Below are 20,979 nucleotides of genomic sequence, written 5' to 3' on the forward strand. Positions count from 1 at the left end.
CAAAGCCGCCGCACATACGCATCGATGATGCTCTCGGCGGGAGAGCATCCAATGTGGGTAGCCAAGCAGTTGGGCCATGAAGACTGGACAATGATTGCCAGAGTTCATGGCCGCTGTATGCCTTCTGCAGATGTTGGAGCCGGCAGCCGCGCCGAGACGCTTTTTTGCCGCAAACGCCAACATCATGACAACCTCTGCGCTATACCCCGCTATTTAAGTTAAGTCGAATCGATCAAGGTTCATCACTTTGTTCCAGGCCGCGACAAAGTCACGCACAAACATCGGCTGTGCGTCGCTGCTGGCATAGACCTCGGCGAGTGCCCGGAGCTGGGAGTTGGAGCCGAAGACCAGGTCAACCACAGTGCCCGTCCACTTGAGCGTGCCCGTGGCCCGGTCGCGCCCCTCCAGCACGCCTTCAGCGGTGGCGGATTTCGCCCACTGGGTGTTCATGTCGAGCAGGTTCACAAAGAAATCATTGCTCAGTGTTCCCGGCTGTTGGGTGAACACACCGTGGTGGGACTGCCCAAAGTTGGCGTTGAGCGCACGCAGGCCGCCAATGAGCACCGTCATCTCGGGCGCGGTAAGCGTCAGCAACTGTGCCTTGTCCACCAGCACCTCGGCGGCACAGTCCTCCAGTCCCTTGCTGGCATAGTTGCGGAAACCATCTGCAATCGGCTCCAGTACGGCGAACGAGTCCACGTCGGTCTGGTCCTGCACGGCGTCCATGCGCCCTGGCGAGAACGGTACCTTCACGTCGTGACCGGCTTTTTTCGCGGCGGCCTCAATGGCGGCGCAACCGCCCAGCACGATCAGGTCGGCGAGCGACACCTTCTTGCCGCCGGACTGCGCGTTGTTGAAGTCGTTCTGGATCGCCTCCAGTTGCGTCAGGACTTTGGCCAGTTCAGCCGGTTCGTTGACCGCCCAGTCCTTCTGCGGCGCCAGGCGAATACGTGCACCATTGGCACCACCGCGCTTATCGCTGCCGCGGAACGTGACCGCGGACGCCCAAGCCGTGGTGACCAACTGGGGTGCGGACAAGCCGCAAGAGAGGAGCCTGGCCTTGAGGGCGGCGATGTCCTGCTCGTCGATCAAGGGATGATCCACGGCGGGAATCGGGTCTTGCCACAGCAGTTGCTCGGCCGGTACCAGCGGGCCAAGGTAGCGGGCAATCGGCCCCATGTCGCGGTGGATCAATTTGTACCAAGCCCGCGCGAAGGCGTCCGCCAGTTGATCCGGGTGATCGTGGAAACGCCGGGCAATCTTTTCGTAGATCGGGTCGAACCGCAACGACAGGTCGGTGGTCAGCATCGACGGTGCGTGGCGTTTCGAAGGGTCGTGGGCATCCGGCACGGTACCGTCACCCGCGCCATTCTTGGGTTTCCACTGGTGCGCACCGGCCGGGCTCTGGGTCAGTTCCCATTCGTAGCCGAACAGGTTGGACAGGAAGTTGTTGCTCCACGACGTTGGGGTGCTGGTCCAGGTGACTTCCAGACCGCTGGTGATCGCATCTCCCGCGATCCCGGTACCAAAGGCGCTCTTCCAGCCCAGGCCTTGCTGCGCGATGTCGGCCGCCTCAGGGTCGGGCCCTACTAGCTGTGCATCGCCGGCACCGTGGGTTTTACCAAAGCTGTGGCCACCCGCGATCAGCGCGACCGTTTCCTCGTCGTTCATGGCCATGCGGGCGAAGGTTTCGCGGATATCCCGCGCTGCCGCAATCGGGTCCGGGTTAGCGTTCGGGCCTTGCGGGTTGACGTAGATCAGCCCCATCTGCACGGCGCCCAGGGGGTTTTCCAGGTCCCGGTCGCCGGTGTAACGGTTGTCACCCAGCCAGGTGGTCTCGGAACCCCAATAGATGTCTTCTTCCGGCTCCCAGATGTCCGCACGCCCGCCGGCGAAGCCGAAGGTCTTGAAGCCCATCGACTCCAGTGCAACGTTACCGCTCAGGATTATCAGGTCGGCCCAGGAAATGTTGCGGCCGTATTTTTGCTTGATCGGCCACAGCAGCCTGCGCGCCTTGTCGAGGTTGGCGTTGTCCGGCCAACTGTTGAGCGGGGCGAACCGTTGATTGCCGGTCCCACCGCCGCCGCGACCATCCGCGATGCGGTACGTGCCGGCGCTGTGCCAGGCCATGCGGATGAACAAGGGGCCGTAGTGCCCGAAGTCCGCTGGCCACCAGTCCTGCGAATCGGTCATCAAGGCATGCAGGTCCTTGATCACGGCATCCAGATCCAGCTGCTTGAAGGCCTCGGCGTAATTGAATCCCTCCCCCATGGGGTCGGACTTGGAAGAGTGCTGGTGCAGGATGCTCAGTTTCAGTTGATCTGGCCACCAGTCGGCATTCGACGGGGCTTGTGCTACCACATGTTTACGAGCGTCACCCGCGAACGGGCACTTCGATTCGGTTGACATGGCTAACTCCAACTGTTGTTTTCAGACTAATCCACTGTGCAGTGTGGAACGCGGTTCCCACCCCATCCAATAGGTTTTGGGAATGGTATTGATAGCCTCTATGGATGTGCCCCCTTGTCGCCGGTGGGTCATCGCCCATGAAGGACCTGCGCAGACCACCGGGCTCGGCTCAAGGCATTCACAAACCTTTCGCCCATGGTCCACAATCAGGCGTTTACAGAACCACAAGTGTGGACCCGTCCATGGATCTCGCCACCCTCACCCGGTTTCTCCCCGCCTGCTTCGCCCTGAACATGACGCCTGGGCCCAACAACCCGCTGTCGGTCAGCAATGCAACCCGCTACGGCTATCGCACCTCCTGCCTGGCCGGGGTCGGGCGTTTGCTGGCGTTGGCCCGGCAAAAGTTACTGGTGGCAGCGGGCAACCCTAACGATGCCCAATATACATTTAGGTGACAGGCAACTATCTATCGGCCAACAGCAGCCCTTACTAGTGTCTATAACCGAGGTTCCATTCACCAATGTGGTCGTACCCAAAAAATGAATCGCGTGCACCCACACCCGCTCAACCGGCCTATGTACGCGGCGCGTGACGCCCCTGTTTGGGACGGTTCTGACGTAACAAAGTACCAGAATGCCGTACGCAGCTCAGTTCACACCTTCCCGAGAAGCTCGCCTAACCAGCCTGCCGATGTAACGAATTAATTCACGGATATTTACCTATAGAGCAGATCCTTATACGATGAAGCCGCATCGACTGCTCTCAATCAGGCCTGAGTAAAGCATGGTTATTCAGTGTATGACAAAACGACTTGAGAAATTACGCTTTATAATCACTAAAAACTTCGAGCTGACAAATAAGCAAAACCAGACACAGATTAAATTATCTCTACATCTACATACAATAATATTGAGTGCCTGAACGATGAACAACACTAGCGTTCCGACTGAAAACCCTAAAACCTTCAGCATAGCTATAGTAAATTACAAGACACCAGAAATCACCAAGATATGTTTAGATTTATTGCACCAGCACGTGGACAGCAACAACGTCCCAATATGGGTAGTTGACAACTATTCCGCCGATGAAAGCACTGAATATTTGCGAACGCTTGACTGGATCAATTTAATCGAGCGTTCTGTTTCTGAACCAGAGCCGGGGCACATCGCGCATGGCAAAGCACTTGACCTGGTTTTAGAGCGAATTGAAACTGATTATTTATTCCTGATGCACACGGACACATTTATTTTCGATAAGAATGTTTTCCCGATGATGCTGAATAAATGCATCAATAACCAAAACGTCGTAGCCGTCGGTTGTGTAGAGCAAATAAATCGCGGCACCGTTAGAACGCTTTGGCGCTTTAGCTCACGACTATTCAAACATCATTTCAGACGCCTGAAAATCTCCGCAGGATTACGCTCCAGAGAACCAAAACCGTACAAAGAAATCTACTTGAAGAGTTTCTGTACATTATGGAACTGCAAACTTATCAAACAGCACGGCATGCATTTTTCAATGGATGATCGTGTTCCTGGCTATACCCTCCAAGACCGCATGACCGAGTTTGGCTATGTCATTGAAATGTTATCACCGCGTAAAATTTTCAGCTATCTGGATCATATCCAGTCCGGCACTGTCGCAGCGGCTGGCGGCTATGAAAAGACTCATAGACGAACCAAAATGTACAACGACATCCTTAAGCGTCTGAACAAGGTCGACAGCAAAAATTAAGCGCCAAAGATACACAGCGAGCAGTGCGTTCGACTGTATTTGAAGTCACCCACAGGTCTTTATATTAAGTTATTGGAGCGGCAATGGCACCCATCACTCAAGTACTACCTATCACTCTGTCCCCGGAGCTTGATTTCGACCAGAACGCCGCCAGCGCTTTTGGTTGTTCATTGGCCAGTCACTATATTCAGGCTACGCCATTTCCGCACATTGTCATCGATAACTTCTTAGACGAAGACCTGATTGCGAGTATCTGCTCTCACTTCCCCGTCGAGCCAACCAACAACGAAATGCTCTACGAGCGCGGCTATAAAGGTCAACGAAAACGTCAAATTAGCCCCAACGAATGCACCCCCTATCTGAAGACTGTTTTCAACGCCTTTAACTCGGCGCCCATGTTGCAGTTTCTTGAAAAGCTCACAGGCATCGAGGGTTTGATACCCGACCCCTACTTTACCGGTGGCGGGCTGCATGAAACGAAAAGCGGTGGTTTCCTGGGGGTGCACTCGGACTTCAGGCTCAACAAAAAGCTTAATGTTGAGCGCAGACTGAATGTCATCATTTATCTGAATCCAGACTGGCAAGAGGAGTACGGCGGCAACCTGGAACTTTGGGATGTCGACATGAAGACCTGCCTTAAAAAAGTCCTGCCCATTTACAATCGATGCGTCATTTTCAACACAGACAAAGACAGCAATCATGGGCACCCAGAGCCTTTAATGACTCCAGAGCACATCACACGCAGGTCTATAGCGCTTTATTACTACACTGCAGGAACCATGGCGATCGATCCCGCACAACGAAACAAAACCCACTACAAGCCAAGGCCAAAAGATCGTTTAAGCCTCAAGTACTACATGAGCAAACTCATCAAGAAGAAAAACTAAACCCTATAGCCAGGCGATCGAGTGCGTGCATTTCAAGCGTTAGCTTGCAAATCCGGATGCCCCCCCCACGCTCGGTCGCAGCTATAAAATAGTTTTTTGATCTCCTCACCCTTTTCAGAGTCGCGGCACTACCGACGGTCGGTTTTGGGTTGTGGATTCAACCGGTCGATGCAACATCTCGTTCAGCCTAGGCAACCCCAAGGCGATCCTGACTTTCACCGCCTTCCTGCCGCAGTTTCAGGAGTGGATTGCCATCGCAGCGTACGCCTACATGGGCCTGCACATGTGTCGATGGTTTGCCCGACCCCAGGGCAAGCGGATGTTCAATCGGTGCTGCGCCGGGTTGTTGTCGGCGGCGGCAACCGTACTGTTGATGGCGCGCCGCGCCTGAGGCGAACCGAAAAAAATGACTGAAACCTTTGCAAGGATTGCGTTGGGGCCATTGCTGCTGATTCAGGGCCTCTACACCCGCTGGGTTACCCCAAAGCTGCCGGAAGCCGAGGGCGAGCGCCAGGGCGTGGCCGGTCGTGGCGTGGCGCTGCGCCTGTTGATTCTGGGCGATTCCGCGGCCGCCGGTGTCGGCGCAGCGACCCAGGACGAAGCCATCACCGGGAAACTGGTCGCACGACTGGCCAACGACTATCGGATTACCTGGACACTCTGGGCGCAATCGGGCCTGGATTCCCGGGCGCTGTTGAACGTGCTCGAACGCAATTCGCCGGAACCCTTTGATGTGGTGCTGCTGTGCGTAGGTGTGAACGATGTCACCAGCCGCATCAGCGCGGATCAATGGCTGGTTCAACAGGATCGCTTGATGGAGTTGTTGAGCGGCAAATACGCCGTGAAGCAGATTGTCGTGTCCCCGCTGCCGCCCATGCACCTGTTCCCGGCGCTGCCGCAACCGCTACGCTGGTACCTGGGCAGCCGGGCCAGTCGTTTCAACCACCGGCTGGCCGGCCTGGCCGAGCGCAAGGACCACTGCACATTGCTGGCCATCAGCCTGGCCCCGGTCGCCGGCCTGATGGCGGCGGACGGGTTCCATCCGGGCCCGGCGATCTACAGCCTTTGGGCAGACCATGCGGCCCGGGCCATCCAGCAACGTTTCCAGCACAACAAAAACACAGGAAGCTGACAATGTCCGAGCTGAAACTGCATCCCAACGCCGCAGCGTCCCTGCAACAGTGGCACGCCATGATCCGCAGCCATGACTTGCGGGCGCTGCCCGACTTGCTGGACCCTCAGGCGGTATTCCGTTCGCCGATAGCCCACTCGCCTTACCCGGGGGCGCCCGTGGTGTCGATGATCCTCAATACGGTCATCGACGTGCTCGAAGAATTTACCTATTACCGTGAACTGGCGACCGTCGACGGGTTGAACGTTGTCCTCGAATTCAGCGCCAAGGTCGGCGACAAGACGCTCAAAGGCATCGACATGATCCGCTTCAACGAACAGGGGAAAATCGTCGAATTTGAAGTGATGGTCCGTCCCATGAGCGGTTTGCAGGCGCTGTCCGAAGAGATGGGACGTCGCCTGGGCGCCTACCTGGCCGCCAGCAAGGCCTGATGGCGCAGCCACGACGAATGTGACCGCAAGACTCCGGGTGCGACACCCTGGACACAGGACTAATCTGTCCAGGGTTCCCCACTGCTTATCCGGATCCGCCATGCCCTATGACCACGCCAGCCAGTTCCTGGCCGCCCTCGACGCTGACTGGGCACGCCTGGTCGTCACCGTTGGCCCTTGTCTGCACGAGCCCAAGCCGACCCGCGATCCGTATGAAGCGCTGGTGCGGGCCATCGCCTATCAACAACTGCACGTGCGCGCCGGCGATGCGATTGTCGGCCGGTTGCTCGCCTTGTTCCCCGGTCAGTCATTCCCCAGTGCCGAACAACTGGTGGCCAGCGACGTTGCCCTGCTGCGCGGTTGCGGCTTTTCGGCCAGCAAGGTCGCGACCATCCAGGGGATCGCCCAAGCGACCCTGGACGGTGTGGTGCCCGACTACGCGACCGCACTGGCCCTGGACGACGAAACCCTGATCGAGCGCCTGACTCCGCTGCGCGGCATTGGTCGCTGGACCGTCGAGATGCTGCTGATCTACACCCTCGAACGCCCGGACATCCTGCCCGCCGACGACTTCGGGGTGCGAGACGGCTACCGACGCCTCAAAGGCCTGGCGACCACGCCGAGCCGCAAGCAGATGATCGACCTTGGCCAACCCTTGCGCCCTTACCGCACGGTGGCGTCGTGGTACCTGTGGCGAGTGCCGAAGGCATGAAAACCTACAGCTTGCTGAACGCCCGCCGCGAGACCGTGCAGAGCACGGAACCGGGCCTGCTGGGTGGCCATCGTCGCTCAAGGATCTATGGCCGCCTGGACTGCCCCGGCGCCTTGCGCGCCCTCGCACGGGACGGCTACGTCAAGCATCGGGTGTTCTTTGCCGACGAAGCCACCGCCCGCGCCGCCGGTTACCGCCCGTGCGCGGTGTGCATGCCCCAGGCGTATGCACAATGGAAAAAAGCGGCTGGGCGTTCAGGTTAAACAGTCTGAAACACTTAATCCCCTGGCCGCCCGCAGGCACGCCCCTGCACCCTGAAGGGCTCTGCCGTTGACCTGCAGCGCGCCCTCCCGGCCAAGGCCAGACGTATTCCGTGCCCGTCCCCGCCCAGCCGGGCGCTCCCACAGCCAATATCCCGGTCATTCTTGGCATCACTTGGTACCATTGCGCACACTTATGTGAAGAATTCGTGTCTGGAAGTATTTTTTGTGAATCTTTTTCGCCATTGGTTACAGCCCCCCCACGCCCGCCTCAGTGCCCTCATCACCCTGGTGCTGATCGTCCCCCTGTGCCTGCGCACCGCACTGGGTTGGTTCAATCCACTCGGCTACCTGTCCGACCTCGCCATCGGCAGCCTGCTGGTAGTGCTCCTGCATCGCCGTGCCTGGTGGCTGGCGCTCCCGGTGTTGCTGGTCTGGGGCCTGATGTCCGTGGCCACCGCCGAACTGGTCAGCGCCGTCGGGCGACTGCCCAATGCCGGCGATCTCAACTACCTGATCGATCCACAGTTCGTGGAAAAGTCCACCAGTGGCAGTTTTGCCCAACCCTGGCTGGCCGCGGCCCTCGGGCTGGGTCTGGTGGCCTGGCTGATCACCCAGTGGGCCGGCCGCTCGACGCCCCGGCCAGCGCTACCGCGAAAGGCCTGGGCAGTACCATTGCTGCTGTTGCTCGGGCACTGGGGCGTACAGAACCTGGCACCCTCCGATGCCGATCAATGGCGCCTGTTCAACCTGCCCCACCAGTTGCTGGCCGCCGGCGTGGGCGAGGTGCAGATGCGCACGGAAGAATGGCTTGAGGGCGATGTTGTCGAGACGGCTCCGCAGATGGCCGGGCTCACCCAACTGGACTTGAACGGGCAGAAAATCCTTGCCGAACCCGGCCGCGCGCGCAACGTTTTGATCATCGCGCTGGAAGGCATTCCCGGCGCCTATGTCCAGGCCAACCGCCAGGCCCTGCACAGCAGCTATCAAGAAAACCTCATGCCCAACCTCAGCCACTGGGCCGAGCGTGGCATGAACACACCGGACTACGTGCTGCACAGCCACCAGACCATCCGCGGCCTGTACGCCATGCTCTGTGGCGACTACGACAAACTGGACAATGGCACGCCCAAGGGCGTCGAGATGCTGACCCAGAGCGAGCGTAACCAGGCATGCCTGCCGGCCCAGCTACGCAAGCACGGCTTTGCCACCCACTACCTCCAGGGTGCCGGCCTGCGCTTCATGGCCAAAGACAAGATCATGCCGCACATCGGCTTCGACACCACCCTGGGCCTGGACTGGTTCACCAATGCGTCGTACCTGGACTTCCCTTGGGGCAAGGATGACAAGGCCTTCTTCGAAGGGGCACTGGACTATGTCGGCCAGCTCAAGACGCAGCAGCAACCCTGGATGCTCACCCTGTTGACCGTCGGCACTCACCAGCCGTACTCGGCGCCTGAAGACTACCTGCAGCGCTACGACACACCCAAGCAAGCGGCCGTTGCCTATCTGGACGATGCCTTGGGCAACTTCCTCAGTGGCCTGGAACAGCAAGGCGTTCTGCAAGACACCCTGGTGATGATCACCTCCGACGAGTCCCACGGCATCGATGGTGTGCGCCTGGCCTCCTCCTGGGGCTTCAACCTGACCCTGGCACCCGAGCAGGCGCAACTGCCCAACATCAATCCCGGGGTGTACGGCCATGTCGACCTGAGCACCTCGGTCCTCGACTACTTCGCCCTGCCGGTACCGCCGAGTCTGAGCGGCCGCTCGCTGTTCCGAGACTATGAAACCGGCCGCGAGATCATGTCGTACACCAACGGCAACCTGCGCTATCACGATGGCCAGGGCACGTTCACCGAATGCGACTTCCAGCAGCGGTGCCGCTATTACACCAGCGAGGGCTTCATTGCCGATCGAGCGGTGTATGGCGGGCAATATGGCGGCCTGCGGGCACGGCAAATCACCGCCCGGGCCGAGGCCCTGGATCGCACCCTGCTGCGCACGGCCCTGAACCAGCACTACCAGTTCGGCAGCCCGGCGATCATCCCGCTGCAAGCGCAAATCAAGGACGACTGGGCGGACAACCTGATCGGCGCGCAGTATCTGGAAATGCCCAAGGGCTCACAGACCCGCGTGCGCCTGACCGTGCGCGCGGTCGACCCGCAGCAGACGGCGTACATCCTGCTCAAGGCCAAGGAACTGGAACAGGATGTGCCACTGGGCTTGCCGGAAGAAATGATGGTCACCGCCGACCAACCGCTGGAGATGGATTTCAGCTTCGATAACCCGGAGTCGCGCAAGGCGTTCTCCTTCCATCTGCTGGGCTATGGGCTGGGCGCGGTCGAGGTCAGTGACTTCACGGTGATCACCGAAGAGCCGGGGCAAGCGCAACCGCAGGATGAGGCGGTGGACGAAGAAATCGCCCATTCCAGCTAGCGCACTGACCCGCTCAGGAGCGCCCTTCGTCCACCGTCTTGTCGGTGACGACAGGCGGCTCGATGCCCCAGTCGCCATGCAGGTACCAATCGTCGCCGATCATCTCGGCCGGATGCATCGTCCGGTCGGCACCATTGCCGCACGCCAGGGCACTGGCGGCACAGTAGCGGTCGCAGCCCCAGCAAATGCGCTCAGGATGTTTGGGACTGATGGGAAAGGTCTTGGCCATGTCGATCCCCGGATGATCGATGGGTAGGCGTTCAACCTACCGCGCCGGGACGACAATGCCCTTGATGCAGGTCAATTCCGGCCAATCCCCCCCTTCGATGACACGCTTGCCTGCAGGGACTGGCACCGTCCGGTTGATCGCTGCGAAAATTGACCATAATCATTATTATTCTCAGTAATACTTCCTAGACTCGGGCTCCTACTCGTCAGCCCCCAGGAAGCCATCATGCGTACTCCCCTCTCGCTGTCACTCGCCCTGCTGCTGTTCGCGCCACTGGCACACGCCAAGGAATACCCGATCGGAGAACCCCAGTTGTGTCCGGGGCTGGAAGTCGGCGCGGTGTACTTGCAACCGATCGAGATGGCGCCTGCGGGCATGATGCGCGCCACGGCCGACTCCGATATCCACCTGGAGGCCGATATCCGCGCCACGGCGGACAATCGCCAGGGCTTTCAGGAAGGCAGTTTCGTGCCCTACCTGAACGTCGCCTTCAGCCTGCAGAAATCCGGCAGCGAGCCACCGGTCAAAGGGATTTTTCACGCCATGGTCGCCAACGACGGCCCTCATTATGGCGACAACGTGAAGCTGCAGGGCCCCGGCAAATACCAACTGACCTTCACCCTCCTGCCGCCCGGCGGCCATGGCTCCCTGGGCCGCCATACCGACAAGGAAACCGGTGTCGAACCCTGGTTCGAACAGTGTGAACTGCGCTACGAGTTCATCTATGCCGGGATCGGCAAAAAAGGCGGCTACTAAAATGCCCCCCCTGCCACCCGAGCTACCGGCACCGGGACGCCTGGCCCCGGTTCACCGACGCCTGGCCTGGCTGATACTGGCCTGGGCGGTCATACCCCAGATGGCCCACGCCCAACTGCCCAGCTTCGAGCTGAGCCTGCGCGACGGCCATTTCACCCCCGCCCTGCTGGAAGTCCCGGCCGGACAGCGCTTCAAGATCATCCTGAAGAACGTCGGCGAGGGGCCGGCGGAATTCGAAAGCACCCCGTTACGGGTCGAGAAGGTGCTGTCACCGGGCGTCACCACCTTTGTCGTGATTCATCCCCTGCGGCCCGGCCACTACCCGTTCTTCGACGAGTTCAACCCGCAGTTGCCCGAGGGCGCCATCCTCGCGAAATAACCGGCTCAACCACGGAGTTTCCATGAATCAATCAATGTTCATCGTCTGGCGCGAAAGCGTCGAGGCGCTGCTGGTGATCGGCATTCTCCAGGCCTGGGCCAGCCAGCAAAGCCAGGCAGCTCGGCTGGTCAATTACCTATGGGCGGGTGTGCTCCTGGGGTTGATGCTCTCGGGCCTGCTGGCACTGCTGATTCTGTTCGCCGGTGACGCCATGAGCGGTTCCGCCAACGAATGGTTCCAGGCTTCCCTGGCGCTGGTGGCCAGCTTGCTGATGGTGCAGATGGTCGGCTGGATGCACCGCAACGCACGCAGCCTCAAGACTGATTTGCAACGCCAGGCCGACAGCCAGCTGGCTCGCCAGGGCGGCGTTGGCTTGATGCTCCTGGCCATGCTCGCGGTCAGCCGCGAAGGCAGCGAAACCGTGGTCTTTCTGTATGGCGCCGGGGCCCGCCTGCAAGGTCCGGCGCTGGGCCTGTTTGCCGTCGGCGCAGGTGCGGGGCTGGTGCTGTCGGGGTTGACCATCGGCTTGCTGCACAGCTCCCGTCGACTCATTTCATGGCAGCGCTTCTTTGCCCCCAGCGAAGTCATTCTACTGTTGCTCGGCGCGGCGCTACTGGTCAGTGGCACCGAACGAATCAGCGGCCAACTGCTTGCCCTGGACTTGCCGGACTGGGCCTATGGCCTGATCGGCGAAGCGCTGTGGGACAGCCGTGCCGTACTCAATGACAGCCATGGCCTGGGTGGTTTCCTGGCGGGTATGACCGGTTACCGGGCGGCGCCCAGCAGCCTGACCCTGCTGGTGCTGAGCGGTTACTGGCTGGCGGTCGGCGGCTGGTTGCGTCAACGCACCCCGAGGGCCGTCCCATGCCCGGGCTGAGTCGGCACAACCGCTGGTTGCAGCGCCTGGGCGACGGCATGCGCCGCCACGCGACGGCGATTCGCGTGGTGCAGTGGCTGGTCGTACTGTTCTATGGCGGGCTGCTGGTGCTGCCGGCCCTGTTGCCGCTGCCGGACAGCCAGGCCCGGATACTCGATAACCTGACCCTGCTCGCGCAGTTTCTGTTCTGGGGTATCTGGTGGCCGTTCGTGCTGCTGTCGATGCTGCTGTTCGGCCGACTCTGGTGCGGGGTGCTGTGCCCGGAAGGCTCACTGAGCGAGTGGGCCAGCCATTACGGCAAAGGCCTTGGCGTACCGCGCTGGGTGCGCTGGGGCGGCTGGCCGACCCTGGCGTTCTGCCTGACCACCCTCTACGGGCAGTTGATCAGCGTGTATGACTACGCCCAGGCCGCCCTGCTGATTCTGGGCGGTTCCACGGTCGTGGCGGTCGGCGTTGGCCTGCTGTTCGCCAGGGGCAAGCGCGTCTGGTGTCGTTACCTGTGCCCGGTGAGTGGGGTCTTCGCCCTGCTCGCGCGCCTGGCCCCGGTGCACTTCCAGGTCGATGAACAGCGCTGGAAAGACAATGCCGGCCCCCGCCTGCCCCCTCCCAATTGCGCACCCTTGCTGGACATCCGTCGCCTGCGGGGCGCCAGCGACTGCCATGCCTGCGGGCGTTGCAGCGGGCAACGTGAGGCCGTGCAACTGATCGCCCGGTCCAGCAACCAGGAGATCCTCCACGCGACAGAAGATAATCTGTCGCCGTGGGACGCCCGCTTGTTGCTGTTCGGCGTGATCGGCCTGGCCATGGGCGCGTTTCAATGGACGGTCAGCCCCTGGTTCATTGCCCTCAAGCAGTCCCTCGCGCAATGGCTGGTCGGGCACGAGGTGTTCTGGCCCTTGCAGGACAACGTGCCCTGGTGGCTGCTGACTCACTACCCCGCACTCAACGACAGTTTCAGCTGGCTCGACGGTTTGAGCATCGTCCTGTACCTGTCGGCCAGCGCCCTGGTGCTGGGTGGCGGCTTGCTGATCCTGCTGCGCGCGGCGGCCCGACTGGCCGGTGACCCTGCGCTGTACGTGCCCCTGAGCCTGACACTCACCCCCCTGGGCGCTGCCGGACTGTTTCTCGGGCTGTCGGCGACCACCGTGAAGTTGCTGCGCTATGAAGGGCTGTTGCTGGAATGGGTACAACCGGCCAGGGCCTGGCTGTTGCTGGGCGCCATCGGCTGGAGCCTGTTGCTGGGCTGGAAACGGATGGCCCTCCAGGGCATTCCCCTGCCTCGGCGTAGCGCCGCGGGTGCTTGCCTGCTACTGGCCAACGCACTGGTGGGGTATGGCTGGTGGTTGCAATTCTGGGGGTGGAACTGAGGCGCAAGGCAGCGCCATTCACCTCACCCTATCTGTTGTCAGGCGCGAGGATGCCGAGCACATGCCTCGTGGCGAGCGAGCTTGCTCGCGCTGGGGCGCGAAGCGGCCCCAACCAGTCGATTGCAGTCTTTCAGATAAAACCGGGCGACCCGTTTTGGGGCTGCTACGCAACCCAGCGCGAGCAAGCTCGCTCGCCACGGAGATAACTGTCTTCACCTGCCATTGGCCCCCGCCATCGCGAGCTTTGCTGAGCGGTCTGGCCCTACCCACGCAACACGAATTCCGGAAACAGCTCACGCAGGGCCGACCACAGCTCAACCTGGTCAAACTGCAATGAAACACTCGACAAGCGCGGATCGAGCATCCGTTCGGTCCTGACCAGTTGCACGGCAAAACGCTTGACCCCGCGCTCGCTCAAACGTCGGGCGAGGGTCAACAGCCGGGCAGGATCGAGCAGGTGCCAATGCACCGTGGTGCGACATTCATAGTCGACACCGCTGGCCAGCAAGTGCTCCAGACTCTGCCAGTTGGCCACGCCACTGCCCCGGACACCGGTGATCGCCTGGCAATCCTCGGCCAGCGCCTTGACGTCGAAGCCGACCCAATCGGCATCGGCCACGGCCCTGGCAAAGGCGTCCGGTTTGATCCCGGCGCTGTGCAAGCCGATACGAAAACCCATCGCGCGCACTTCATCCATGGCCGCCAGCAAGCTGTCCTGCAAGGTCGGCTCGCCGCCGCTGAACACCACGGCATCGAGCAAGTCCTCACGGCGTTGCAGGAACGCCAGCACCCGGCACCAGTCCACCTCTTCACTGCCGCGAGGCGGGATCAGCTGCGGGTTATGGCAGTAACGACAACGCCAGGCACACCCCTGGCAGAACAGCACGCAGGCCAGCATGCCCGGATAGTCGAGCGTGGTCAGGGGCACCATGCCCCCGACCCTGAGCGTTCGACTCATTGGCGCCCAGCCGATGCCGCGCATTCGGTGAAATGTACCCGCTCGCGGTGCTCGGACTGTTTACCCGGGTTGAATGCCGAGACCGGGCGGTGATAGCCCATCACCCGGGTCCAGACTTCACAACGCTGACGCTTGGCCTGGGGCAATGTGTGCAGTGCATTCATGGTGTAGCTCCTTGCGGTTGAGTGAAATGAAATCAATGGGCCGTGCCCGGGTGCTGCTCGCGCAACAAGGCCTCGTCGCACTTGGGGCAGAACTCGTGTTCGCCATCGAGGTAGCCGTGGACCGGGCAGATGGAAAAGGTCGGGGTCACGGTCAGGTACGGCAGGCGGAAGCGCCCGAGCGCCTTGCGCACCAGTTGCTTGCAGGCCCGGGTCGAGGAAATCCGCTCGGCCATGTACAGGTGCAGCACCGTGCCGCCGGTGTATTTGCATTGCAGCTCGTCCTGCAACTCCAGGGCTTCGAAGGGGTCGTCGGTAAAGCCCGCCGGCAGTTGCGAGGAGTTGGTGTAGTACGGCGCCTGGCGGCTGCCGGCCTGGAGAATGTCGGGGTAACGCTTGAGGTCTTCCTTGGCAAAGCGGTAGGTGGTGCCTTCGGCCGGGGTCGCTTCGAGGTTGTAGAGATGGCCGGTTTCTTCCTGGAACCGCACCAGGGTGGCGCGCACATGGTCCAGCAACTGCAGGGCAAACGTACGCCCCTGTTCAGTGTGCATGCCCTGCTCGTCACCACTGAAGTTACGCAGCATTTCATGCAGGCCATTAAGGCCGATGGTGGAGAAATGATTGCGCAGGGTGCCCAGGTACCGTTTGGTGTAAGGGTACAAACCGGCGTCCATATGGTGCTGGATCACCTTGCGCTTGACCTCCAGGCTCTCCATCGCCAGCTCCATCAGAGCGTCCAGCCGTTGCAGCAGGCCGCTGGCGTTGCCTTTGAACAGGTAACCCAGGCGCGCGCAATTGAGGGTCACCACGCCGAGCGATCCGGTCTGCTCGGCCGAGCCGAACAGGCCGCCTCCGCGCTTGAGCAACTCGCGGACATCCAGTTGCAACCGACAACACATCGAACGCACCTGGTTGGGCTGCATGTCCGAATTGAGGAAGTTCTGGAAATACGGCAGGCCGTAACGGGCGGTCATCTCGAACAGTCGGTCAGCGTTCTCGCTGTCCCAGGGAAAATCGTGGGTGATGTTGTAGGTCGGGATCGGAAAGGTGAACACCCGCCCCTTGGCATCGCCGGCCTGCATCACCTCGATGTAGGCACGGTTGAGCAGGTCCATTTCCACCTGCAGGTCACCATAGGCAAAGGGCATCTCCTCGCCGCCGATCACCGGGATCTGCTCGCGCAAATCCTCTGGGCACACCCAGTCGAAGGTCAGATTGGTAAAGGGCGTCTGGGTGCCCCAGCGCGATGGCACGTTGAGGTTGTAGATGAACTCCTGGATCGCCTGGCGCACCTGCTGAAAACTCAACTGGTCCTGGCGCACGTAGGGCGCCAGGTAGGTGTCGAACGAACTGAATGCCTGGGCCCCGGCCCATTCGTTTTGCAGGGTGCCAAGGAAGTTCACCATCTGCCCCAGGGCACTGCTCAAGTGCTTCGGCGGACCGGCTTCGACCCGTCCGGGTACGCCATTGAGCCCTTCGTGCAACAGCGTGCGCAACGACCAACCCGCACAGTAGCCGGCCAGCATGTCGAGGTCGTGCACGTGCAGATCCGCCTCGCGATGGGCCCGGCCGATGGCCTCGCTGTACACCTCGTCCAGCCAGTAATTGGCAGTGACCTTGCCCGACACGTTGAGCACCAGCCCGCCCAGGGAATAGCCCTGGTTGGCGTTGGCCTGCACCCGCCAGTCTTCTCGGTCCAGGTACTCGTTCATCGAGGTCGCTACCTCGACCATGGTCTTGCGGTCGCGGCGCAAGCGTCCGTGCTGCTCGCGATAGACGATGTAGGCGCGCATGGCGAAGAAAAACCCGGCGTCCATCAATACCCGTTCGACCCGGTCCTGAATCTGCTCGACATGCAGTCGCGCATGCCCTTCGAGCTGGGCCAGTACCGCCTCGAGCAACCCTTCGACTTCGACCTCGGTGTACTCGCCGGTGGCCTTGCCCGCAGCGATCAACGCCTGGCGAATCTTATCCGCATCGAAGGCAACCAGACTGCCATCGCGTTTGTGCAGCCGGTTGCGTCCTACACTGATCAGCGTGCTATGCATTGGAACTCCAGACACTACATATAGGTTTTATTTAACTTGAAACCACAATATGCAGTGCAGGCTACGGACAAAGGACGCGCCTGCAATTGACCGACATCAAGATTTACCGGCAAAAAAAATCGCCCGGAGGCGATCGTAAAAAACCATTGAATCGGCGATGAAAACCCTGTGGCTTGCGTACGCCCCCCACTCCTTGACTGCATGGCCCTCTCCGTGGCGAGGGCGCTTGCTCCCGCTGGGTTGCGTAGCGACCCTGACCGAACCATTGCGGTCATTCAGTCAAAAACCACAGACTGGTTTTGGGGCTGCGGTGCAGCCCAGCGCGAGCAAGCTCGCTCGCCACGAGGCCTGCGTACGACACCCCCCGCTCCTTGACTGCATGCCCTCTCTGTGGCGAGGGAGCTTGCTCCCGCTGGGTTGCGTAGCGACCCTGAGCAGACCATCGCAGTCTTTCAGGTACAACCCGGTGACTGGCCTTGGGGCTGCGGTGCAGCCCAGCGCGAGCAAGCTCGCTCGCCACGAGGCCTGCGTACGACAACCCACTCCTTGACTGCACACCCTCTCCGTGGCGAGGGAGCTTGCTCCCGCTGGGTTGCGCAGCGACCCTGACCGAACCATTGCGGTCATTCAGTCAAAACCCACTGACTGGTTTTGGGGCTGCGGTGCAGCCCAGCGCGAGCAAGCTCGCTCGCCACGAGGCCTGTGTACGACGCCCACGCTCCTTGACTGCACGCCCTCGCCACAGGTTGTGTGTTCAACGCATTCATTGCTTAACGGATCGGTTCACCCCCCGCTCATGTTCATGAATCGCACCAGTTGCACGGTCCCTTCGGGATTGAAGTCGTGGCGCAACGGCTTGTGCCGCAATGCCTGTTGCACGGCGTTGATCAGGGGCTGGTCGTCCAGCGGGTAACGACGCAGCAAGCCGCGCAGGTCCAGGGCATCCTCCTGTCCCAGGCAGAGCAGCAGCCGCCCTTCAACGGTCATTCGCACCCGGTTGCAGCTGCCACAGAAGTTGTGGCTGTTGGGCGAAATGAAACCGATCCGGGTCTCGGGATGCTGCGCCAGGCGCACATAGCGTGCAGGGCCACCGCTGTTTTCGGTGCTGTCGAGCAACGGATGGCGACTGGCGATCAGCGCCCGGACCTCGTCGCTGGAACAGAACGACTCGCCCCGGGCACGGCCGACATCGCCCAAGGGCATTTCCTCGATGAAACTGATATCGATGCGCTGGTCGATGGCGTATTGCACCAGCGCCAGCACTTCATCGAAGTTGCGCCCTTTCATCACCACGCAGTTGAGCTTGATCCGCTCGAACCCCGCCCCCCGCGCCGCTTCGATGCCGCCCAGGACCTGATCGAGATTGCCGTTGCGGGTGATCGCGAGAAACTTCTCTGGGTCCAGGCTATCGAGGCTGATGTTCATCCGCTTGACCCCGGCCTCTACCAGCGGCCGGGCCAGGCGTTGCAGTTGTGAGCCATTGCTGGTCATCACCAGTTCGCGCAAGCCCGGCAAGGCGGCGATGTGACGGCAGAGGTCGACAATGCCGGGGCGAATCAATGGCTCGCCCCCCGTCAGGCGGATCTTGCGCACACCCAGGCCGACGAACAGCGTCGCCAGGCGCTGCAACTCCTCCAGGGTGAGCACCTGCTGGCGCGGCAGAAACGTCATGTTCTTGGCCATGCAGTACACACAGCGAAAATCACAACGGTCCGTCACCGACATCCGCAGGTAGTCGATCTGCCGTCCATATCCATCCTGCATCAGCGTGCTCATCACATTCCCCTTGGCCTCGTGGTTACTGCACCAGCGGTGAGTCGGCGCCCTGTAGATGGATGCCACGAATATCCGCGGCGCCAATCAGGGTTTGCAGGTACTGCACCAGCGCCTTTTGCCAGACACCCTGTTGCAACTGGGTGCGAATCGCCGTCAACACCACTTCATAGGGCAACGCCTTGCCTTCGATCCGCTGGTCGACACTGACCACATGCCAGCCAAACCGGCTTTCCAGCGGCTTGCTGGCCAGCCCCGGCGCCAGGGTGAACAACTGCCGCTCCAGTTCCGGCACAGTCTGGCCTTTGCTGATCTGCCCCAGCGAACCGCCCTGGGCCTTCGACGGGCAGGCCGAGTACTTTTGTGCGAGCTCGGCGAAGCTGCCGGGGAATTCCTCCAGGCGTTGCACCAGGATCTCGGCCTGAACGTGCGCCAGGCTGCGCGCCTCGGCATCGTCCGGGGCACATTCGAGCAGAATGTGCCGCACCGCCAGCAACGGCGCACTGTGAAAGCGCGCGCGGTTGCTGTCGTAGTAACGCTCACAGGTGGCCTCGTCACACTCGGGCACCTGCACCTCGCGCTCGAGCAGCAAGCGCGTGGCGGCCTCCTCTTCGTTTTCGCCGGCGCCCAGTTGCAGCGACAGGCCAAGCTCGGCGATGCGCTGCTGCAACAGTTCGCGGATCACCAGCGCCCTGGCCGCCTGGTACACCGCCTCCTCACGGCTGGGCGCCGGATGATATTGCAGCTCCCGAGCCATCGCTTCCGGGGTGATCGGCACCTGATTGACGCTGATGATCGGCCACTCCTGCTCACTGCTGGCGATCAGTTGTGCGGGGGCTTCGTCAGCCTGCGCGGGTTCTTGGTGTGGCGGTTCAAACATCACCGCCCCACCCTCTACGATATCGGGCATTACCGGTTCCGGGGTGCGGGAAGAACCACACCCGCCGCTGCCGCCTTTACCGCCGCCACATCCACATCCACCTGACATGATTGCCTCCTCAGATTTTCTGCCGAACGATTTGATAGCGCCGTCCCAGGTACCAGACCGGTGCGCTGACGATGTGCACCAGACGGGTGAACGGGAACAGCACGAACAGGGTCAAGCCGAGCAACACGTGCAACTTGTAGATCAGGCCGACCGGCGCCATCGCCGCCGCTGCCTCCACCGGCCGCAGGAGCACGGTGTTCTGCGCCCAGTCGGCGAGCAGCACCATCACCGAGCCGTCCATGTGTTCGGTGGACGCCACAATCGTCAGCAGGCCGAGCACCAACTGCGCCAGCAGCACCAGCAGCACCAGGATGTCCGAGGTGCTGGAGGTGGCGCGCACGCGCGGGTCGCTCAGGCGCCGGTTCACCAGCATCAGCAGGCCGATCAGGCACAACAGGCCGAAAAAGCCCCCGGAGACCATCGCCAGCAATTGCTTGTGCTCGGTGCTGATCACATGGTGATAGACCGACGCCGGGGTCAGCAGGCCGACGAAGTGGCCGGCCAGCACGAACAGCACGCCGACATGGAACAGATTGCTCGCCACGCGCATCCCGCGATTGTTGAGCATCTGGCTGGAGCCAGCCTTCCAGGTGTACTGCGAGAGATCGAAGCGAGCCCAACTGCCCAGCACACAGATCGCCAGCGCGACATAGGGATACACCCCGAACAACAACAGGTTCCACTTAGACATTGCCCACCTCCGCGGCGGGCACGCTGGCCACGCCTTCATGCTGAAAATCGACCCAGTGCAGCGGTACCGCGCTTTCTTCCCGGGCCTTGCCCGGCGCACTCGGCTGCGCGCCACAACGGTCCTGCTGCTCGGCCTGGAGGAAGTCCACCGCCTCTTCTTCCCAGACCTTGTCCAGGGCCTCCAGCGAATCGTCCCTGGATTCGGCGGCGACCTGCGCGCGCAATTGCGCCACCGCCTCCTGCGGCTCGGCACCGGCAATCTGCAACAGCGCCCGGAAGCAGCTGGCATAGGCGCTCTCGCGCTCCTCCAGACGTGCCGCCAACAAGGCCAGCAAGTGCGAAACATCGGCCAGCCCTTCGCGGGCCTCGAGGTCTTCGCGGGTGGACAGGAACTCCAGGTACAGCGGGATATAGTCCGGCAGCTCCTTGACGCCGATGGCAAAACCGGCGGCCTCGTACTGCGCCATCATGTCGACCATCGCCTGACCACGGTCACGGGACTCGCCATGCACATGCTCGAACAACAGCAGCGACAGCGAGCGACCGCGACCGAACAAGGCACCGTAGTGCTCCTGCCCATCCATCAGGTCGTTGCCGCAGATCAGCTCCAGCAACTCGAACAGCGCACCGCGCTGCCGGGGGCTGATTTCCCGGGACTGGATGATTGCCTGCTCCAGTTCGTCCCGAGCCGCTATCAGGGTGTCGGTCGGGTAATCGAGCAACAGTGAAATCACTTTGAGAATGCGCAT

20 protein-coding genes and 2 pseudogenes are annotated in these 20,979 nt (G+C 61.3%); 13 read left to right on the top strand and 9 right to left on the bottom strand.

The window, feature by feature from the left end; all coding sequences use genetic code 11:
* Window positions 1-213 precede the first annotated feature (213 nt).
* Window positions 214-2,409 (bottom strand): catalase/peroxidase HPI, encoded by a 2,196-nt coding sequence (gene katG / locus AC3WQN_RS10720; RefSeq protein WP_103399266.1) that lies wholly within the window; start codon window positions 2,407-2,409, stop codon window positions 214-216.
* A 242-nt stretch (window positions 2,410-2,651) separates the two neighbouring features.
* Between katG and AC3WQN_RS10725 the strand changes: the two are divergent.
* The 9 genes and pseudogenes from AC3WQN_RS10725 to AC3WQN_RS10765 form a co-directional block, all read left to right on the top strand.
* Window positions 2,652-2,831 (top strand): annotated as a pseudogene (locus AC3WQN_RS10725) (LysE family translocator); the annotation flags it as partial.
* 502 nt (window positions 2,832-3,333) lie between these two features.
* A complete protein-coding gene (locus AC3WQN_RS10730) occupies window positions 3,334-4,143 on the top strand; it encodes a glycosyltransferase family 2 protein (RefSeq protein WP_103399267.1) in 810 nt (269 codons plus the stop codon).
* A gap of 83 nt (window positions 4,144-4,226) precedes the next feature.
* A complete protein-coding gene (locus AC3WQN_RS10735) occupies window positions 4,227-5,030 on the top strand; it encodes a 2OG-Fe(II) oxygenase (protein WP_103399268.1) in 804 nt (267 codons plus the stop codon).
* A 190-nt stretch (window positions 5,031-5,220) separates the two neighbouring features.
* A pseudogene (locus tag AC3WQN_RS10740) lies at window positions 5,221-5,421 on the top strand (LysE family translocator); the annotation flags it as partial.
* Between the two features lie 15 nt (window positions 5,422-5,436).
* Window positions 5,437-6,162 carry an SGNH/GDSL hydrolase family protein gene (locus AC3WQN_RS10745; protein WP_103399269.1) on the top strand — a complete coding sequence of 242 codons (726 nt, stop codon included), beginning with the start codon at window positions 5,437-5,439 and terminating at the stop codon, window positions 6,160-6,162.
* Window positions 6,163-6,164: 2 nt separating this feature from the next.
* Entirely contained in the window at window positions 6,165-6,593 is a 429-nt protein-coding gene (locus AC3WQN_RS10750; protein WP_103399270.1) for a nuclear transport factor 2 family protein, read from the top strand.
* A gap of 100 nt (window positions 6,594-6,693) precedes the next feature.
* Window positions 6,694-7,305, top strand: a complete 612-nt coding sequence (locus AC3WQN_RS10755) for a DNA-3-methyladenine glycosylase family protein (protein ID WP_103399271.1) — start codon at window positions 6,694-6,696, stop codon at window positions 7,303-7,305.
* Window positions 7,302-7,568 (top strand): Ada metal-binding domain-containing protein, encoded by a 267-nt coding sequence (locus AC3WQN_RS10760; protein ID WP_103399272.1) that lies wholly within the window; start codon window positions 7,302-7,304, stop codon window positions 7,566-7,568. The genes AC3WQN_RS10755 and AC3WQN_RS10760 overlap by 4 nt, the downstream gene beginning before the upstream one ends.
* A 225-nt stretch (window positions 7,569-7,793) precedes the next feature.
* Window positions 7,794-10,004 carry an LTA synthase family protein gene (locus AC3WQN_RS10765; protein WP_103399273.1) on the top strand — a complete coding sequence of 737 codons (2,211 nt, stop codon included), beginning with the start codon at window positions 7,794-7,796 and terminating at the stop codon, window positions 10,002-10,004.
* A 13-nt stretch (window positions 10,005-10,017) separates the two neighbouring features.
* On the opposite strand, the gene AC3WQN_RS10770 is transcribed toward AC3WQN_RS10765, so the two are convergent.
* Window positions 10,018-10,233 (bottom strand): DUF3079 domain-containing protein, encoded by a 216-nt coding sequence (locus tag AC3WQN_RS10770; protein WP_095148371.1) that lies wholly within the window; start codon window positions 10,231-10,233, stop codon window positions 10,018-10,020.
* 225 nt (window positions 10,234-10,458) lie between these two features.
* Here AC3WQN_RS10770 and AC3WQN_RS10775 point away from each other — a divergent pair, with 225 nt between their 5' ends.
* From AC3WQN_RS10775 to AC3WQN_RS10790, 4 genes are read left to right on the top strand one after another with little or no spacing between them, the layout of a single operon-like run.
* On the top strand, window positions 10,459-10,989 hold the full coding sequence (locus AC3WQN_RS10775) for an iron transporter (RefSeq protein ID WP_095143431.1): 531 nt from the start codon (window positions 10,459-10,461) through the stop codon (window positions 10,987-10,989).
* Between the two features lies 1 nt (window position 10,990).
* The gene (locus AC3WQN_RS10780; RefSeq protein ID WP_103399274.1) at window positions 10,991-11,368 is read left to right on the top strand and encodes a cupredoxin domain-containing protein; all 378 of its coding nucleotides are present in this window, start codon (window positions 10,991-10,993) and stop codon (window positions 11,366-11,368) included.
* A 22-nt stretch (window positions 11,369-11,390) separates the two neighbouring features.
* Window positions 11,391-12,245 carry an FTR1 family iron permease gene (locus AC3WQN_RS10785; RefSeq protein WP_103399275.1) on the top strand — a complete coding sequence of 285 codons (855 nt, stop codon included), beginning with the start codon at window positions 11,391-11,393 and terminating at the stop codon, window positions 12,243-12,245.
* On the top strand, window positions 12,233-13,612 hold the full coding sequence (locus AC3WQN_RS10790) for a 4Fe-4S binding protein (RefSeq protein ID WP_103399276.1): 1,380 nt from the start codon (window positions 12,233-12,235) through the stop codon (window positions 13,610-13,612). The genes AC3WQN_RS10785 and AC3WQN_RS10790 overlap by 13 nt, the downstream gene beginning before the upstream one ends.
* 262 nt (window positions 13,613-13,874) lie before the next feature.
* Here AC3WQN_RS10790 and AC3WQN_RS10795 read toward each other — a convergent pair whose 3' ends face one another.
* The 7 genes from AC3WQN_RS10795 to narJ all read right to left on the bottom strand — a co-directional run bounded on the left by AC3WQN_RS10795 (window position 13,875) and on the right by narJ (window position 20,979).
* Window positions 13,875-14,570 carry an anaerobic ribonucleoside-triphosphate reductase activating protein gene (locus AC3WQN_RS10795; protein ID WP_305887881.1) on the bottom strand — a complete coding sequence of 232 codons (696 nt, stop codon included), beginning with the start codon at window positions 14,568-14,570 and terminating at the stop codon, window positions 13,875-13,877.
* Complete coding sequence (nrdD, locus tag AC3WQN_RS10800) at window positions 14,567-14,734, bottom strand: anaerobic ribonucleoside-triphosphate reductase (protein ID WP_095082507.1); 168 nt, start codon at window positions 14,732-14,734, stop codon at window positions 14,567-14,569. Before nrdD ends, AC3WQN_RS10795 begins: the two co-directional genes overlap by 4 nt.
* A 32-nt stretch (window positions 14,735-14,766) precedes the next feature.
* Complete coding sequence (locus AC3WQN_RS10805; RefSeq protein WP_103399278.1) at window positions 14,767-16,779, bottom strand: ribonucleoside triphosphate reductase; 2,013 nt, start codon at window positions 16,777-16,779, stop codon at window positions 14,767-14,769.
* Window positions 16,780-17,562: 783 nt separating this feature from the next.
* On the bottom strand, window positions 17,563-18,555 hold the full coding sequence (moaA, locus tag AC3WQN_RS10810) for a GTP 3',8-cyclase MoaA (protein WP_095082503.1): 993 nt from the start codon (window positions 18,553-18,555) through the stop codon (window positions 17,563-17,565).
* Window positions 18,556-18,577: 22 nt separating this feature from the next.
* Complete coding sequence (locus tag AC3WQN_RS10815; RefSeq protein ID WP_103399280.1) at window positions 18,578-19,540, bottom strand: peptidylprolyl isomerase; 963 nt, start codon at window positions 19,538-19,540, stop codon at window positions 18,578-18,580.
* Between the two features lie 10 nt (window positions 19,541-19,550).
* The gene (narI, locus tag AC3WQN_RS10820) at window positions 19,551-20,231 is read right to left on the bottom strand and encodes a respiratory nitrate reductase subunit gamma (RefSeq protein WP_103399281.1); all 681 of its coding nucleotides are present in this window, start codon (window positions 20,229-20,231) and stop codon (window positions 19,551-19,553) included.
* On the bottom strand, window positions 20,224-20,979 hold the full coding sequence (narJ, locus tag AC3WQN_RS10825; RefSeq protein WP_103399282.1) for a nitrate reductase molybdenum cofactor assembly chaperone: 756 nt from the start codon (window positions 20,977-20,979) through the stop codon (window positions 20,224-20,226). Before narJ ends, narI begins: the two co-directional genes overlap by 8 nt.

Source organism: Pseudomonas sp. FW300-N1A1, from assembly GCF_058789115.1.

Bases quoted from the DNA above. Each gene is read 5' to 3' on its own strand.
- katG (WP_103399266.1), bottom strand. From the start codon at position 2,409: ATGTCAACCGAATCGAAGTGCCCGTTCGCGGGTGACGCTCGTAAACAT.
- AC3WQN_RS10730 (WP_103399267.1), top strand. From the start codon at position 3,334: ATGAACAACACTAGCGTTCCGACTGAAAACCCTAAAACCTTCAGCATA.
- AC3WQN_RS10735 (WP_103399268.1), top strand. From the start codon at position 4,227: ATGGCACCCATCACTCAAGTACTACCTATCACTCTGTCCCCGGAGCTT.
- AC3WQN_RS10745 (WP_103399269.1), top strand. From the start codon at position 5,437: ATGACTGAAACCTTTGCAAGGATTGCGTTGGGGCCATTGCTGCTGATT.
- AC3WQN_RS10750 (WP_103399270.1), top strand. From the start codon at position 6,165: ATGTCCGAGCTGAAACTGCATCCCAACGCCGCAGCGTCCCTGCAACAG.
- AC3WQN_RS10755 (WP_103399271.1), top strand. From the start codon at position 6,694: ATGCCCTATGACCACGCCAGCCAGTTCCTGGCCGCCCTCGACGCTGAC.
- AC3WQN_RS10760 (WP_103399272.1), top strand. From the start codon at position 7,302: ATGAAAACCTACAGCTTGCTGAACGCCCGCCGCGAGACCGTGCAGAGC.
- AC3WQN_RS10770 (WP_095148371.1), bottom strand. From the start codon at position 10,233: ATGGCCAAGACCTTTCCCATCAGTCCCAAACATCCTGAGCGCATTTGC.
- AC3WQN_RS10775 (WP_095143431.1), top strand. From the start codon at position 10,459: ATGCGTACTCCCCTCTCGCTGTCACTCGCCCTGCTGCTGTTCGCGCCA.
- AC3WQN_RS10780 (WP_103399274.1), top strand. From the start codon at position 10,991: ATGCCCCCCCTGCCACCCGAGCTACCGGCACCGGGACGCCTGGCCCCG.
- AC3WQN_RS10785 (WP_103399275.1), top strand. From the start codon at position 11,391: ATGAATCAATCAATGTTCATCGTCTGGCGCGAAAGCGTCGAGGCGCTG.
- AC3WQN_RS10790 (WP_103399276.1), top strand. From the start codon at position 12,233: ATGCCCGGGCTGAGTCGGCACAACCGCTGGTTGCAGCGCCTGGGCGAC.
- AC3WQN_RS10795 (WP_305887881.1), bottom strand. From the start codon at position 14,570: ATGAGTCGAACGCTCAGGGTCGGGGGCATGGTGCCCCTGACCACGCTC.
- nrdD (WP_095082507.1), bottom strand. From the start codon at position 14,734: ATGAATGCACTGCACACATTGCCCCAGGCCAAGCGTCAGCGTTGTGAA.
- AC3WQN_RS10805 (WP_103399278.1), bottom strand. From the start codon at position 16,779: ATGCATAGCACGCTGATCAGTGTAGGACGCAACCGGCTGCACAAACGC.
- moaA (WP_095082503.1), bottom strand. From the start codon at position 18,555: ATGAGCACGCTGATGCAGGATGGATATGGACGGCAGATCGACTACCTG.
- AC3WQN_RS10815 (WP_103399280.1), bottom strand. From the start codon at position 19,540: ATGTCAGGTGGATGTGGATGTGGCGGCGGTAAAGGCGGCAGCGGCGGG.
- narI (WP_103399281.1), bottom strand. From the start codon at position 20,231: ATGTCTAAGTGGAACCTGTTGTTGTTCGGGGTGTATCCCTATGTCGCG.
- narJ (WP_103399282.1), bottom strand. From the start codon at position 20,979: ATGCGCATTCTCAAAGTGATTTCACTGTTGCTCGATTACCCGACCGAC.